This window comes from Psychrobacter sp. LFX-11D (genome assembly GCF_904846475.1).
GTDB lineage: Bacteria > Pseudomonadota > Gammaproteobacteria > Pseudomonadales > Moraxellaceae > Psychrobacter > Psychrobacter cryohalolentis.
The window spans coordinates 136,392-151,972 of record NZ_CAJHAV010000006.1 but is presented as its reverse complement, the minus strand read 5'-3'; the positions used below and the strand labels follow the sequence as shown (position 1 = coordinate 151,972).

The following is a 15,581-nucleotide window of genomic DNA, read 5'->3' as shown; positions in this document are numbered from 1 at the left end:
TGTCGTGCTGATAATCCCCAGTCAGCTGTAAATCATCTATTTTAACGGACTATAGACATACTTATGAAAATTTATACGCAACGCCTTGATAAATCAGACCTGAACGCTGAACAGCAAGCCGTGATTGATAGCCAAAAACAGGCAGAAAACTTTTTATATTTAGATTTCGATACCCGTCAGCGTAGCCGTTTTAAAGCAGAAACCCAGCACCAAGAATCCATTGGTGTTGATTTGCCACGTACGGAAACTATTAAGAATGGCAGTGTGCTAGCAGACTATCAAGGCAATTTAATACAGATTATGGCTGCCAAGCAAGCCTTGATAGAAGTGACTGCAGATAATAACTTTGACCTTATGAAAGGTGCTTACCATTTAGGCAACCGCCATGTGCCTTTAATGCTGACCCCTACTGCCCTCTACTTTGAACCTGACCATGTTTTAGAAGCGATGTTACATCAACTTGGCCTACATACCCAAGCCGTACAAGCGCCGTTTGAGCCAGAAACCGGTGCTTATAAAGGCAATCAAGGCGGACATTCTCACTCTCATGGTCATAATCATAGTCATCACGGCCATGACCATGACCATTCACACACCCATGGCAACTCTCATGACTAATCATGCGACGCACTCCCACTCCCAGCATCCTGCCAGTACCGCACAAAGTATGAATGATTTGAATCATGCAGATGTGACCGGACGTTTGCTCATACTGGCGTCAAGCAACTTACCTATTGGCAGTTATACCTACTCGCAAGGCATAGAACCTGCTATTGAGTCAGGGCTTATTCATGATGAAAGCAGTAGTATGGATTTTATGAGTGATTATCTGGAGCTGGCATTATGTCGTTATGAGCTACCGCTACTAGCGCTCATGATTGAAGCCCTTATGATTGAGGACGTCACACTTGCTGATGCTTTAGGTGCAGATTACCACGCTAGCCGCGAAACCAAAGAGTTCGTCTATGAGTCAAGTCAATTGGCTCTGTCTTTATCCGCATGGCTTGATAATGTCCTTGAGCTCAATGTGCCTGATAGCTTACTCGCCCATGGGTTTTTGCCGCTGTTTGCCCATATTAGCTCGCACTGGCAATTTAACCCTGTACAAGCCATGACCACTTACGCCTTTGGCCAAATCGAAAACATGGTGCTGGCTGCGGTCAAGACCGTACCGCTTGGGCAAATGGCAGGACAGCGAATCATTTGGCAGCTGCAACAGCTACTAAGCCAACAAGTACAGCCACTGGCTGCTCGCGTCAAGCAAAGCTTTTTGTACGCTCAAAGGCTGCCGTTAATGGCAGATAGCTCTGACATAACGATATCAAAACTAAATCTACTTTATCAACAGCTACAAATATCAGCCAACTTACCAAATTTAGCGCTCCTGTCTTGCCAGCATGAAAAACAATATAGCCGCTTATTTCGCTCTTAATCGCTGATAACCCTACCAACTTATTAAGGATATTTATTTATGGCACTGACACCCAAAGTCGAAAACAAACATTCAGACACGACATTATCACCACTACGCCTAGGTATTGGTGGCCCTGTAGGCTCAGGAAAAACGGCATTAACGCTGAGATTGTGTCAACGCCTGCGCGATGATGTCAATATGGCAGTGGTGACCAATGATATATATACCAAAGAAGACTCTGAATTTTTAACGCGTCATGAGGCCATGCCAGCCGAGCGCATTCGCGGTGTCGAAACGGGTGGCTGCCCGCATACTGCCATCCGTGAAGATGCCTCGATTAACCTGTCTGCCATCGCCGAATTACAGCAGCAGTTTGCAGGTCTTGAGCTTATTATCATCGAGTCTGGTGGCGATAATTTGGCAGCAACTTTTAGCCCTGAATTGTCCGACTTGACGCTATATGTCATTGACGTCTCGGCAGGCGATAAAATCCCTCGTAAAGGCGGGCCTGGTATCATGAAATCGGACTTGCTCATTATCAATAAAACCGACCTTGCCCCTTTCGTAGGCGCGTCACTTGAGGTGATGGCACGTGATGCCAAAAAAATGCGCGGCGATAAGCCTGTGGTCTTTAGCAACATGAAAACAGGCGAAGGCGTTGATGACATCGTTGCTTTTATCCTTGATAAAGGCATGATAAATGTGGCGTAAGACCATGCCTATAATGCCACATGCTATGGCATAAATAGCCGTTCTTAAAACTACTAAATGGTAAGCGGGTTATCAAACAGTGATCATATTGATTTGTTTACACATTAAGGATTTATCATGACCATAAAAACCTCACAAACCATGATATAGTCAATTCCAAATAAAACAGATACGTTATGTTCCAACGCAGTACTGGTATAAATTTTTCTGGCGTGCTGTGCCTACGCCGACAGAGGCTGCGTAAAACTCATCCCAGTCCTACTGTATCGCTTTAATACTGAATTCACTATACGTAAAAATTTCATCAGCAAAACGTCAACGGCTAGTGGATTAGCATTGTTATCATTAAAAAAGCCGAATGCTACTTTTAATCGTAGCATTCGGCTTTTTAGTCGGATTTTCTAACCGTTAGAAAGAAGTACGGCGATAGTCGCGGTATTTAGGTAACCAGAAGTTAGCTTTTAATCGACGTTCTAAGTTTTCTGCCGTGACTGGTAATGCCAGTTTATCTTCAATTGCTTGCAGGGCAACTGCATAGGCTATTTTTTCACTGATTTCTCTAATGAATTTAATGGGCGGCAATATGGCACCTGGCGCTTTTTCATATTCTACTGAGATATCTGCAAGTGCTTGACTTGCCGCCGTCAGCATATTATCGCTGATACCCGTTGCACGTGCTGCTAAAACCCCTAAACCAATGCCTGGGAATATATAGCTGTTATTACACTGAGAGACTTCAAAAGACTGACCTTCAAAAGTGGTATTAGGAAAAGGACTACCGGTTGCAACAATGGCCTTACCACGACTCCAGTTAGTCACTTCTTGCGGTGTTGCTTCAACACGAGACGTTGGATTTGATAGCGGCAATATAATAGGATGTTCAGTATTAGCACATAAAGATTCAACGACCTCTTGCGTAAAGAGACCTTTTTGTCCGCTTACGCCAAACAAGACAGTTATTCTTGCTTGTTTAACCACTTGTGCTAACCCAAGTTTTTGACTCTTATCCCAATGTTCAATATCTGTTTCTTTTTGCACTAACGGTGTTTGGAATTTTTGTAGCTCTGTCATGCTATCGGTTAGCAGACCATAACGGTCAACCATAAATACCTGTCTGCGAGCCTGCTCTTCTGTTAACCCTTCACGCTGCATCTGACGAATAATGTGCTCAGCGATACCGCAGCCTGCAGATCCTGCACCCAAGAAAGCAATATTTTGTTGGCTAAGTTTCTGGCTTTTATTTAAACATGCTGCAATCAATGTACCGACTGAAACAGCCGCAGTTCCTTGAATATCATCGTTAAAGCAACATAGCTGATCACGATATTTATTCAATAATGGGGTCGCATTTTCCTGCGCAAAATCTTCAAATTGCAATAACACCTCGGGCCAACGACGCTTAACAGCCTGAATAAATAAGTCTACAAATTCATTGTACTCGTCGCCAGAGATGCGTGGATTTCTCCAGCCCATATACATAGGATCGTCAAGCAACTGCTGATTATTGGTACCGACATCTAACAAAATAGGTAAGCAATAAGCGGGACTAATACCACCACAAGCGGTGTATAAAGCCAATTTACCAATTGGAATTCCCATACCGCCAATACCTTGGTCACCTAAGCCCAAGATACGTTCGCCATCAGTGACCACGATAACTTTTACGTTTTGTTTGGTGGCGTTTTGCAGCATGTCATCGATTTTATGACGTTCAGGATAAGAGATAAATAAACCACGTTTACGGCGATAAATTTGAGAGAATTTTTCACAAGCTTGCCCAACCGTAGGGGTATAGATGAGCGGCATGACTTCCTCAATATGCTGCTCAATCAAATGGTGAAATAATGTCTCATTAGTGTCTTGTATATTACGCAAATAAATATGCTTATCCATATCACTGGTAAATGAGCGTAGTTGAAGATAAGCACGTGATGACTGCTCTTCAATCGTCTCAATATTATGAGGTAATAGACCGGTTAAATTAAAGCTATCACGCTCCTCTGATGAAAAAGCACTGCCCTTATTCAATAAAGGGGTTTCTAATAGTGCAGGACCTGCAAAGGGAATATATAACGGACGTTGGTTTAACATGATAAAATCTTCTTATTAAAAGTATGGGGTGGTACAAGGTTAATGGGTTAATGGGTTAAATATTTTTATCGATTCATTAAACAAATGAAGTTATTTAAATTTATGTTTTACTCTAGCTTGCTCAAATTCGTTCAAGCTGACATATTAAAGAGTTGATATCTATAATAAATACAATGTTTTTTATAAACCCTTAACATTGATAATGAAGGGTTTTTATTGTATTTTCTTAATTGAATAAGTTGTTTTTAGCAAGTTAGAAATTGAGCGATGCTGAAGAAACTGTAAAGATAAACTTAGTAAACTAACCACTGGACGAGGCGCTTACCATGACCAAAAAATTGCAGAGATATAGTACAGAATGTAAAGCAGAGGCTATCTAACAGATAACTTAAGTGTGATGGCTTAGTAATCAAGAATAGCGATACAAACGTTATCCAATTGATATAACCAATCAAGGCAAAGTTGTCGGCAAGAATCCCTATTATACTGAAGTTATAGCAGCTCTTGAAGACATCATACAACTGAAATAGCAATCATGAATTATTTCGATCAAAGCATAAAAAAATAAATAGGACTAATGTCGGCTATTTACGCAAAACAGTCACTGTAATAGTCTTGAGAAGTCTAGCACAAAGGTTATTTAAAAACACCTTGTTACAACTTACTATTAGTGCTATATTTTAACCAGTTGATGAGTATCTAGACTTTTTCAACCAAAACCTCTTATTTTATCCTTCGTAAAAATCGTTACCGCAAGAACACCATAATAAGAACGCAGTAAGTAGTAAAGTGACCAATCACCTGCAACTCCTTTCTTTGACATGGTTAATTTTTTAAATCTTAAAAACACAAAACCCAAACTGTATGAGTCAGGAAGACTCTTGCATTAAATTCGCATGAACCCCTGCTTATACAACAATCGTGCCCCTTTATATGCACTTACAAGGATGTCAATCATGTCGCTACAAAACCCAATTTTTATTCCTGGCCCTACCAATATTCCTGACAGATTACGTCGCGCGATGAACGTGCCGACGCAAGATCACCGTGCGCCTGATTTCTCAGACACGTTCTTACCGGTGCTTGCTGATTGTAAAAAAGTATTTGGCACCCAAGATGGCGAAATCATTCTATTTACCTCTAGCGGCACAGGTGGCTGGGAAGCTGCTATTAGCAATACCTTGTCACCTGGTGATAAAGTTCTGATTGCACGCTATGGTATGTTCTCGCATCGCTGGATCGATATGTGTCAGCGCCACGGACTTGATGTGCAAGTTGTAGAATGCGATTGGGGAACAGGCGCACCTGCTGATAAATTCCAAGCGATTTTAAACGAAGATACTGCACACGAAATTAAAGCCGTCATGGTCACGCATAACGAAACAGCAACAGGTGTTTTAAGTGATATTGGCGCCGTTCGTAAAGCCATGGATAGCAGTGACCACCCTGCTTTATTATTCGTAGATGGTGTTAGCTCAATTGCTTGTGTCCCTTTTGAGATGGATACTTGGGGCGTAGACGTTGCTGTTGCCGGCTCACAAAAAGGCTTTATGCTCGCAACGGGTATGGCAATATTGGGCGTCAGTCAAAAAGCTTTGAGTCATATGGATGAGGCGAAGCTTCCACGTACTTATTTTGCTTTTCGTGATATGTTAAATGCCAATGCCAACGGCGGCTTCCCTTATACGCCACCATTAAATCTCATCTATGGCCTAAGAGAAAGTCTTGAGATGTTGTTTGACGAAGGTCTTGAGAATGTCTATGCACGTCATTACCGTCTAGCCGAAGGCGTACGACAAGCGGTTAGCGCTTGGGGTATGAAACTGTGTGCAAAAACACCTGACCTTTATTCTAATACCGTCAGCGCCATCTTTGTTCCTGAAGGCTTTGACAGTAACAAGCTGACCGATCATGCTTTTAATAAATATGGTATCTCATTTGGTATTGGTTTGGGCGAGATGAATGGTAAAGCATTTAGAATCGGTCATCTAGGTTCATTGACTGAAGTTATGGTACTAGCAGGACTTGCAACGATTGAGATGGCAATGGTTGATTTGGGCTACCCTATTAAACTCGGACAAGGCGTTGCTGCTGCGCAAGAGTATTATCGCCACAGCGCACCAACTAAATAAAATTTATTAGGTAACAAGCTATTAAATAACAAGAGTTAAACAAAAGATGAAGGACTATTTTTTATGATAACAAATGATAATGGATTAGTGATTCCAACCCTTGATGATATGTTAGAAGCGCATGAGCGCATCAAACCATATATCCATCGCACCCCTGTTCTGACCTCTCGCTTTTTAAATGAGCTGGCTGGCTGTGAGATGTTCTTTAAATGTGAGAACTTTCAAAAAGCGGGTGCATTTAAAGTACGTGGCGCCTCAAATGCAGTGTTTGGTCTCTCTGACGAAGATGCTAAAAATGGCGTCTGTACACACAGCTCAGGTAACCATGCCCTATCTTTATCTTATGCAGCGGGCCAGCGTGGTATACCATGTAATGTGGTGATGCCGCATAGCGCGCCTGAAGCTAAAAAAGCCGCAGTACGTGGCTATGGCGGTATCATCACCGAATGCCAGCCATCAACCACATCACGTGAAGAAGTCTTTGCCAAAGTTCAAGCAGAAACAGGCGGCGACTTTGTCCATCCGTACAATGATCCACGCGTTATCGCTGGACAAGCCACTTGCTCACGTGAGTTTTTAGAACAAATGGAAGAGCTTGGTGAAAAACCTGATATGGTTGTGGCACCTATTGGTGGTGGCGGTATGATTTCAGGTACTTGTTTGACGTTGTCGAACCTAGCACCAGATGTCAAAATTTATGCTGCTGAGCCAGTCAACGCTGATGATGCCGCACGCTCATTTAAAGCCGGTCATATTATCGCTGATGATGCGCCTGAAACGGTTGCTGATGGCTTAAAAGTACCGCTTAAAGATTTAACTTGGCATTTTGTTAGCAATTATGTGACTGATATTTTGACCGCGACTGAAGAAGAAATCGTTGAAGCGATGAAACTGACTTGGACGCATATGAAGATTGTCATTGAACCAAGCTGTGCCGTGCCGCTTGCTGTTATTTTGAAGAACAAAGACGTTTTTGCCGGTAAAAAGGTTGGCGTCATCATCACTGGCGGTAACGTTGATCTCGACAAGTTGCCTTGGAATTAATGATCGGCAACTAAATATCGATAATTAGGTATCAATAACTGATTACAAATGGAGCGTTAACTAAGCGCCAGTAATGCGCAAGTTTAAACGGCTTTTTATAACACTAACTAATGACATGGAAGAATTAAAATGACAATGACTGCCGAATTAGAAGTAGGTTACAACGTACCCGCCGCTGTTGGTATGGACGAAGCTGACATTCAAACCCCTTGTTTGATCTTGGATCTTGACGCCCTTGAGCGTAACGTCAAAAAAATGGGCGATTATGCTAAAGCCCATAATATGCGTCACCGTAGCCACGGTAAAATGCACAAATCAGTTGACGTACAAAATTTACAAGAAGAGCTTGGCGGCGCTATTGGCGTTTGCTGTCAAAAGGTCTCTGAAGCAGAAGTATTCGTACGTGGTGGCATTAAAGACGTGTTGGTATCGAACCAAGTCCGTAATCCAGCTAAAATTGAGCGTTTAGCGAATCTACCTAAGTTGGGTGCAACCATCACCGTTTGTGTCGATGATGTCGATAACGTCGCTGAGCTATCAGCTGCTGCGACCAAAGCAGGCACTGAACTGAACTGCTATATCGAAATCGACTGCGGCGCTGGACGTTGTGGTGTAACGACGACTGAAGCGGTTGTTGAGATTGCCAAAGCAATTGATGCCGCTGAAAACCTAAAATTCACTGGTATCCAAGCTTATCAAGGTGCGATGCAACATATGGACAGCTTTAGCGATCGCAAAGCGAAAACACAAATCGCTATCGATCAAGTACAAGAAGCAATCGATGCATTAACTGAAATCGGGCTAAAACCAGAATTTGTATCGGGTGGCGGTACAGGTAGTTATTACTTCGAAAGTAATTCAGGTGTTTTCAACGAATTACAGTGTGGCTCTTACGCATTTATGGATGCCGATTACGGTCGTATTTTAGATGAAGACGGCAACCGCATCGATGCTGGTGAGTGGGAAAATGCGTTATTTATCCTAACGTCTGTGATGAGCCATGCCAAAACCGACAAAGCCATCGTTGATGCTGGTCTAAAAGCTCAGTCAGTTGATAGCGGCCTACCGTTCATCTATGGTCGTGACGATGTTGAATATGTTAAATGTTCAGACGAGCATGGCGTAGTCAGCGATCCAAATGGCGTACTGGAAATCAATGAAAAACTAAAACTGGTACCTGGTCATTGTGATCCTACTTGTAACGTTCATGATTTCTATATTGGTGTGCGTAATGGTAAAGTTGAAACCGTATGGCCAGTATCTGCACGCGGTAAAATGTACTAAGCACTGTATTAGGAACTATAAGCTAAATTAGTATGATTCTATCCGTTTAGTTTAGATGGGCTGTTGTAGCTTTAGCCTACAGCAGCCCTTATTCATTTAAAGTATTCAAGAATTACAAATCAAAAAGTATAAAAAGGAATTTATAATGAGTGAAGCAAATAGTGTTAATAGTGACGAAGGTTTATTGATCGTATCAGAAGACGCTTGCAAATCGGTGATTGATCGCCCTTCTGCATTTATCGCCGTTGAAAATGTTTTTGCGTCAATGTCACGAGGGGACGCCTATAACTTCCCTGTTATCCGCGAAGCCATTGGCTATGCTGATGCGTTATACGGCTTTAAATCAGGTTTTGACCGTGCAGGAAAATCACTAGGTCTAAAATCAGGTGGCTACTGGCCAGGCAATGCGGCTAAAGGCTTGACCAATCATCAATCCACGATTTTCTTATTCAATCCAGATAATGGTAAATTGCGTGCACTGGTCGGCGGCAACTATTTAACTGCCGTACGTACCGCCGCCGCATCGGCCGTATCAATCGCCCATCTAGCACGTAAAGACAGCAAAGTACTTGGTATGGTCGGCGCCGGTCATCAGTCTACTTTTCAGCTGCGTGCCGCTCTTGAGCAACGCAATTTCGAAAAAGTAGTCGCTTGGAATAAGAATAAAGATCGTCTCAAAAACCTACAAGCCGTCGCTGAAGAATTAGGCGTACCGTTTGAAGCCGTTGAGCGTGAGCAGTTATGTAGCGAGGCGGATGTAATCATTACTATTACTTCAGCGTTTGAGCCATTACTGATGAAAGAGTGGATCAAACCCGGTACGCATATCGCCTGTATGGGTACCGATACCGTTGGTAAGCAAGAAGTTGATGTCAACTTAGTAGCGGCTGCTACTGTATTTACAGATGAAATCGCGCAATCAATCAGTCTTGGTGAAGCCCAGCATGCGATTAAATCTGGTGCTATCAAAGAGAGTGATATCACCACGCTTGGTGATGTTATTAATGGAGATCACCCAGGTCGCAGCTCAGATGATGAAATTACCTTGTTTGATGGTACAGGTGTTGGTTTACAAGATTTAGCAGTAGCCTCTGCTGCCGCTAAGCTTGCCCTTGAAAAAGGCAAAGCTCAGCATATCTCTTTATAACTCTCGTCGCAATTAGGACATTAGCTATTGTATTTTACAACCGCCAAATAATAAGTGTATTTGGCGGTTTTTTATAATACTGATATAAGCAGAGGACAACTATCACTACCTTCTTCTATATCACTTTAAGATTTGTCTCAAGCCATTCACAATACTATATTTGAACAATCGCTCAATAACGATTACAATGGATAAATGTCATATTTTACGTATATCTATGACTAGATTTTGAACAGTCATTTATAACATAACTATATGAAAAACTAGCTTATAGTAGGAATACAGCGTTATTCTTTGCTAAGTGATTCTTTACTACATGATGTTTTATATTATTTATCTGGATAACCCATGATTAAAAAAATAGTGTTGATATTCGCGGTCTTGATTGGCGTCATTGGCTTTTTTTATTTTGACCTCAATGAATTATTAACACTTGAGGGCTTAAAAGGCTCGATGGATCATTTTGAGCAATATAAAACACAGTCGCCATGGTTAGTCATCGGCGGCTTTTTTGTAGTCTACATCTTAGTCACGGCATTATCCTTACCCGGTGCCGCTATTTTAACCTTGGCAGCCGGTGCTTTATTCGGTTTAGTACAAGGTATATTGGTCGCCTCATTTGCCTCAAGTATCGGTGCCACCCTCGCTTTTTTGACCTCGCGTTATTTGTTACGCGATACCATCAAACAGCGTTTTCCTGACCGTCTTGCTTCCATCGATGCTGGGGTAAAAAAAGAAGGCGGATTTTATTTATTTACGTTACGTTTGGTGCCGATATTCCCCTTTTTCCTTATCAACTTATTGATGGGTCTGACTGCTATCAAAGCAAGGACCTTTTATTGGGTCAGCCAAATCGGTATGCTTGCCGGCACCTTTGTATTTGTGAATGCCGGTACACAGTTGGCACAAATCGAGCAGTTATCTGGCATTTTGTCCTTTAATCTGCTGGCTTCATTTGCATTATTAGGGTTATTTCCGCTGATAGCAAAAGGCATATTAACGATACTTAAAAAACGCCGTGTCTATAAAAACTATCATAAGCCCAAAAAATTCGACCGGAATATGATTGTGATTGGTGCCGGTGCTGGCGGACTCGTTACCAGCTATATTGCTGCGACCGTCAAAGCAAAAGTCACATTGATTGAAGCAGGTGAGATGGGCGGCGACTGCTTAAACTATGGCTGCGTCCCCAGTAAAGCGCTGATAAAAAGCGCAAAAGTGGTTGAGCAGATACGCCATGGCGAGCGTTACGGACTCAACAATACCCAACCGGATTTTGCATTCAAGAACATCATGGCTCGCATTCATAAAGTCATTGCTGATATCGCTCCAAATGATAGTATCGAGCGTTATACGAGCTTGGGTGTCGAGGTATTGAAAGGCTATGCAAAGCTCATTGATCCATGGACGGTTGAGATTGCCCTCAACGATGGCGGCATTCAGACATTAACCGCGCGCTCTATCGTTATCGCGACGGGCGCACGCCCCTTTGTCCCAGACCTACCGGGTTTAGATGAGACAGGTTATGTGACAAGCGATACTCTCTGGGATAAATTTGCAAAACTTGATAAAGCGCCGAGCAAGCTGGTCGTACTTGGCGGCAGACCCATTGGCTGTGAGCTGGCACAATCCTTTGCTCGTTTAGGTTCTGCTGTGACCCAAATCGAAAGAGGCACGCGACTGATGAAAAAAGAGGATGTCGAGGTTTCTGTATTTGCGCAAGAAGCACTGACTGAGAGTGGCGTTACTATCTTAACCTCACAGCAAGCAATTCGCTGTGAAACTCGTGATGGCAAAAAACATATCATCGTTGCACCAAAAGGCAGCACTGATGATCAACAAGAAACTGCCATTGAGTATGACGAGTTGATTTGTGCAGTCGGTCGTAGTGCGCGCCTAGAAGGCTACGGACTTGACACCTTGGGCATCGATACTGAGCGCACCATCAATACCGATGAGTATCTTGAAACGCTTTACCCCAATATCTATGCGGCAGGTGATATCGTAGGTCCTTATCAATTTACTCATGTAGCTTCCCATCAAGCATGGTACGCTGCGGTCAATGGCTTATTTGGTCATCTTAAAAAATTCAAAGTAGATTATCGCGTGATTCCATGGACGACGTTTATTGACCCAGAAGTAGCACGAGTGGGCTTAAATGAGCAAGAAGCGATTGATAAAGGCATCGACTTTGAAATCACACGTTATGACTTTAAAGACTTAGATCGGGCAGTAACCGAAAGCGCCAATCATGGCTTTATCAAGGTCATTACCCCAAAGGGCAAAAATAAGATATTGGGTGTGACTATCGTCGCTGAACATGCCGGCGACTTGATGGCTGAGTTTGTACTGGCCATGAAACACAATCTAGGGCTGAATAAAATACTGGGCACCATTCATATCTATCCAACATGGGCAGAAGGCAATAAGTATGCAGCTGGGGAATGGAAACGCAATCATGCGCCTAAAAAAGCGCTACAGTTGCTTGAGAAGTATCATACTTGGCGTCGAGGTTAATTCATGCACCCTCCTAGCTTGCCCGCAGCTTTGACAATACCAAAAAAACTGAGCCGCTATAGCGCCTTTATCATAGTGCTTGGTATATGTGTTGGCATCTCTGCAAGTACCGCTTCGACTCTCACTGCCATGGATAATAAAAGCACCTTGCAGTGGCAGCAGATGGTACAAGCGGGTGAAAATCAAGACGTTTACTTTCATACTTGGGGCGGGGATCCACAAATTAATGCCTATATTCAGTGGGCTGCAAAAGAGGTCGATAAAAAATATAATATTAACTTGGTTCATGTCAAATTAAGCGACACCAGTGAAGCTGTCAGCCGTGTCCTTGCAGAAAAATCTGCCAATAATAATGATAAAGGTAGCGTTGATTTAATTTGGATCAACGGTGCGAACTTTGCTGCTATGAGTGAGAATAAATTACTATTAAAGGACTGGGCGTCTACTCTACCGAACTTTGCTCTGACTGATCCTGATCACAATCCCTCTGTTACTCTTGACTTTGGCATACCTACCAATGGTATGGAAGCGCCATGGGGACAGGCGTCATTGACTTTTTATTATGATAACTTAGCGATGAATAAGCCGCCTGCTACCTTGCAGCAATTAAAGATGTGGGCACAGCAGACCCCCGGACGTTTTGGCTACCCAAAGCCGCCTGATTTTTTGGGTATGAGTTTTTTGAAATACGCTTTGGTCATGCTGCATGAGCAAAATGATAGTAAGAATGGAACCACTCTCAGAGCAGAGCTTAACCAGCCGGTAGATGCACAAAACAAAGATTTGATACTCAATCCGCTGTGGGATTTTTTGGATGAGCTGCATCCCATGCTATGGCGAAAAGGTGAGCAATTCCTGCAAAGCGGCGCACAAATGCGGCGCTTGGTAGATGATACAGAGCTCAGCTTGGCTTTTACCTTTTCAGGATCCGAAATACCAGCTGCCGTTCAGCGCTATGACTTACCGCCCAGTATTCGCAGTTATGCTATGACAGATGGCAGTTTAAGCAATACTCATTTCGTTGCTATTCCTTATAATGCAAGCCATGCAGCCGCAGCACAACTGGTGGCAAACTTTTTATTGAGCCCAGAAGCACAGGCGCATAAACAAAACCCAGCTGTCTGGGGAGATAAAACCGTGCTGGTTCAATCGACACTGAGCGCCGAGCAGCAAGCACTCTTTAAAGCCAATAAACCGCATGCAAGCGCCCTACCTTTTGATGCCATTAAACGAATCGTCAGTGAACCACACCCCAGCTGGGTCGACGCCATTATGCAAGGTTGGCAAGCACGCTACGGAGTTAGCGAATGAAAAAATTCATTCATAGAAACGAGGCTGACACTGATAACAGCAATCCTGATGGCGTGAATACTGACACTCTCCATACTGCTATTGTTCATTCTAATCTAAGCACTCAAATAGCCACGACCTATAAAGCTGACCTTTTTACGCGTTTAGTGACCCTAAGCCCCAGTCTTTTACTAATACTCCTTATTTTTCCTGTATTAGGAGGTTTGATAAGCGTCATCCTGCCAGCGTTTGGCTGGGTGCCTGCTCTAGAAACAACGACATTTGGTCTACAAGGATTTAAAGCGCTGGGTGACACTCTAGGACTTAAAAAAATGGTCGCGCTCAGTGTAGCAACCGGATTTCTCAGCACCCTACTCGCCTTTGTCATTGCGATTATGATATTGGCGACGTTTTTTAATAGTCCTTGGCTCACACGTATTGAACGTTTGCTTAGCCCTATTTTAGTGATCCCGCATGCCGCAGCGGCGATTGCCGTTGGGTTTTTGATTGCACCCTCTGGCATGATTGCACGAATGATATCGCCATGGCTCAGTGGTTGGGAGCTGGCACCACAGGGGATACTACCGCATGACCCTTATGGCATCAGTATCATCTTAGGTCTAGTACTCAAAGAGCTGCCTTTTCTATTGTTAATGGCACTTGGCGTGTTCGCACAGCCTGAGCTTGGTAAAAAGCTGCGCCAACAATATCAAGTTGCGCTAAACTTAGGCTACTATCCCATCACTGCCTTTTTCAAAGCAGTATTTCCTATACTGTACTCCTTCTTGCGTTTGCCTATTTTGGCAGTCCTCGCTTACGCCAGTGCCAGTGTTGAGATGCCATTAATTTTAGGACCCAACACTCCGCCCACGCTTGCTGTCACTATCATGCAGTGGTTCAATGATGTTGATTTGAACTTACGTATCAAAGCCTCGGCTGGGGCAATATTACAGCTACTACTGACAGGCAGCTTAATTGCATTATGGCTTGGCGGTGAGCGTATGGTCAAAGCGCTATGCAGTGACGCATTGGTTAATGGAAAACGCCAGTATAAGGATGTTATTTGGCAGAAACTCACTGCAAGCGCCACGGTATTCATCATAGGGTTTATCGCCCTCTCGCTCATTGGTCTGCTGATGTGGTCTTTAGCTGGCTATTGGCGCTTCCCTGCCGCCCTGCCAGAGCAGCTCGTACTATTACACTTTCAAAGCGCCTTGATGCAAATAAGCACACCATTATTTAACACCCTTGCCCTTGGTATCGTCTCCACCCTTTTTGCTATTGCCATAACGGTACTGTGCTTAGAGGCAGAGCAGTTAAGCAATAAACCCATCTCAAATTTTACCAGCTTGATTATTTACCTGCCACTTCTGGTGCCGAGCATTGCTTTCTTATTTGGCTTGGTGTGGTTACAGCAACTTGTCCATAACCAAGCGGCATTTTTTAACGTCGCTTTTACCCACTTCTTATTTGTACTGCCCTATGTATTTTTATCCCTTGCCAGCAGCTATAGAAGGTTAGATAAGCGCTTTGCCACTGTAGCAGCCAGTCTTGGAGCGCCGCCTATGAGAGTATTCTTCCAAGTTAAGTTACCGCAGTTATTTGCACCGCTACTCATCGCAATGGCACTAGGATTGGCGGTGAGTTTTGGTCAATATCTGCCAACGTTACTCACGGGCGGCGGACGTATTGCTACCATTACGACCGAAGCGGTGACGCTTGCTAATGGTGCCAGCCGCCGTACCAGCGCCGTATATGCCATTATACAAATGGGGTTACCACTGATTGGCTTTATGGTGGCATGGCTGCTACCGAAGTATTTTTTCAGAAGTGGCGTGCGTTAGAATGTTCAATCATAAAAAAATTTTTAAACTTCATTTATCTGTGTCTCTTTTATTTTGAACTGAAGATTTTTTTAACTGGCTATATTTTTAATTGACTACATAAAGGC

The 15,581-nt window shown here is 43.3% G+C and carries 11 protein-coding genes; 10 read left to right on the top strand and 1 reads right to left on the bottom strand.

Annotation, left to right across the window (positions count from 1 at the left end; genetic code table 11):
• Positions 1–63 precede the first annotated feature (63 nt).
• The 3 genes from ureE to ureG are packed head-to-tail and all read left to right on the top strand — an operon-like array spanning position 64 to position 2,125.
• Entirely contained in the window at positions 64–618 is a 555-nt protein-coding gene (gene ureE, locus JMX75_RS06505) for an urease accessory protein UreE (RefSeq protein ID WP_201531599.1), read from the top strand.
• Entirely contained in the window at positions 611–1,432 is an 822-nt protein-coding gene (locus tag JMX75_RS06500; protein ID WP_201531597.1) for an urease accessory protein UreF, read from the top strand. The genes ureE and JMX75_RS06500 overlap by 8 nt, the downstream gene beginning before the upstream one ends.
• Before the next feature lie 39 nt (positions 1,433–1,471).
• The gene (gene ureG / locus JMX75_RS06495) at positions 1,472–2,125 is read left to right on the top strand and encodes an urease accessory protein UreG (RefSeq protein ID WP_020443204.1); all 654 of its coding nucleotides are present in this window, start codon (positions 1,472–1,474) and stop codon (positions 2,123–2,125) included.
• A gap of 408 nt (positions 2,126–2,533) precedes the next feature.
• On the opposite strand, the gene JMX75_RS06490 is transcribed toward ureG, so the two are convergent.
• Positions 2,534–4,216, bottom strand: a complete 1,683-nt coding sequence (locus tag JMX75_RS06490) for an NAD-dependent malic enzyme (protein WP_020443203.1) — start codon at positions 4,214–4,216, stop codon at positions 2,534–2,536.
• 956 nt (positions 4,217–5,172) lie between these two features.
• Between JMX75_RS06490 and bhcA the strand changes: the two genes are divergently transcribed.
• From bhcA to JMX75_RS06455, 7 genes are all read left to right on the top strand, one after another.
• A complete protein-coding gene (bhcA, locus tag JMX75_RS06485; RefSeq protein WP_201531596.1) occupies positions 5,173–6,348 on the top strand; it encodes an L-aspartate--glyoxylate aminotransferase BhcA in 1,176 nt (391 codons plus the stop codon).
• A gap of 63 nt (positions 6,349–6,411) precedes the next feature.
• The gene (gene bhcB, locus JMX75_RS06480) at positions 6,412–7,392 is read left to right on the top strand and encodes a beta-hydroxyaspartate dehydratase BhcB (protein ID WP_201531594.1); all 981 of its coding nucleotides are present in this window, start codon (positions 6,412–6,414) and stop codon (positions 7,390–7,392) included.
• A gap of 129 nt (positions 7,393–7,521) precedes the next feature.
• Positions 7,522–8,676 carry a 3-hydroxy-D-aspartate aldolase BhcC gene (gene bhcC / locus JMX75_RS06475; RefSeq protein ID WP_011513320.1) on the top strand — a complete coding sequence of 385 codons (1,155 nt, stop codon included), beginning with the start codon at positions 7,522–7,524 and terminating at the stop codon, positions 8,674–8,676.
• A gap of 145 nt (positions 8,677–8,821) precedes the next feature.
• Entirely contained in the window at positions 8,822–9,823 is a 1,002-nt protein-coding gene (bhcD, locus tag JMX75_RS06470) for an iminosuccinate reductase BhcD (RefSeq protein ID WP_201531592.1), read from the top strand.
• 348 nt (positions 9,824–10,171) lie between these two features.
• Complete coding sequence (locus JMX75_RS06465; protein ID WP_201531590.1) at positions 10,172–12,340, top strand: FAD-dependent oxidoreductase; 2,169 nt, start codon at positions 10,172–10,174, stop codon at positions 12,338–12,340.
• A 3-nt stretch (positions 12,341–12,343) separates the two neighbouring features.
• The gene (locus JMX75_RS06460) at positions 12,344–13,651 is read left to right on the top strand and encodes an ABC transporter substrate-binding protein (protein ID WP_201531588.1); all 1,308 of its coding nucleotides are present in this window, start codon (positions 12,344–12,346) and stop codon (positions 13,649–13,651) included.
• Complete coding sequence (locus JMX75_RS06455) at positions 13,648–15,474, top strand: ABC transporter permease (RefSeq protein ID WP_201531586.1); 1,827 nt, start codon at positions 13,648–13,650, stop codon at positions 15,472–15,474. The genes JMX75_RS06460 and JMX75_RS06455 overlap by 4 nt, the downstream gene beginning before the upstream one ends.
• Positions 15,475–15,581: the final 107 nt, after the last annotated feature.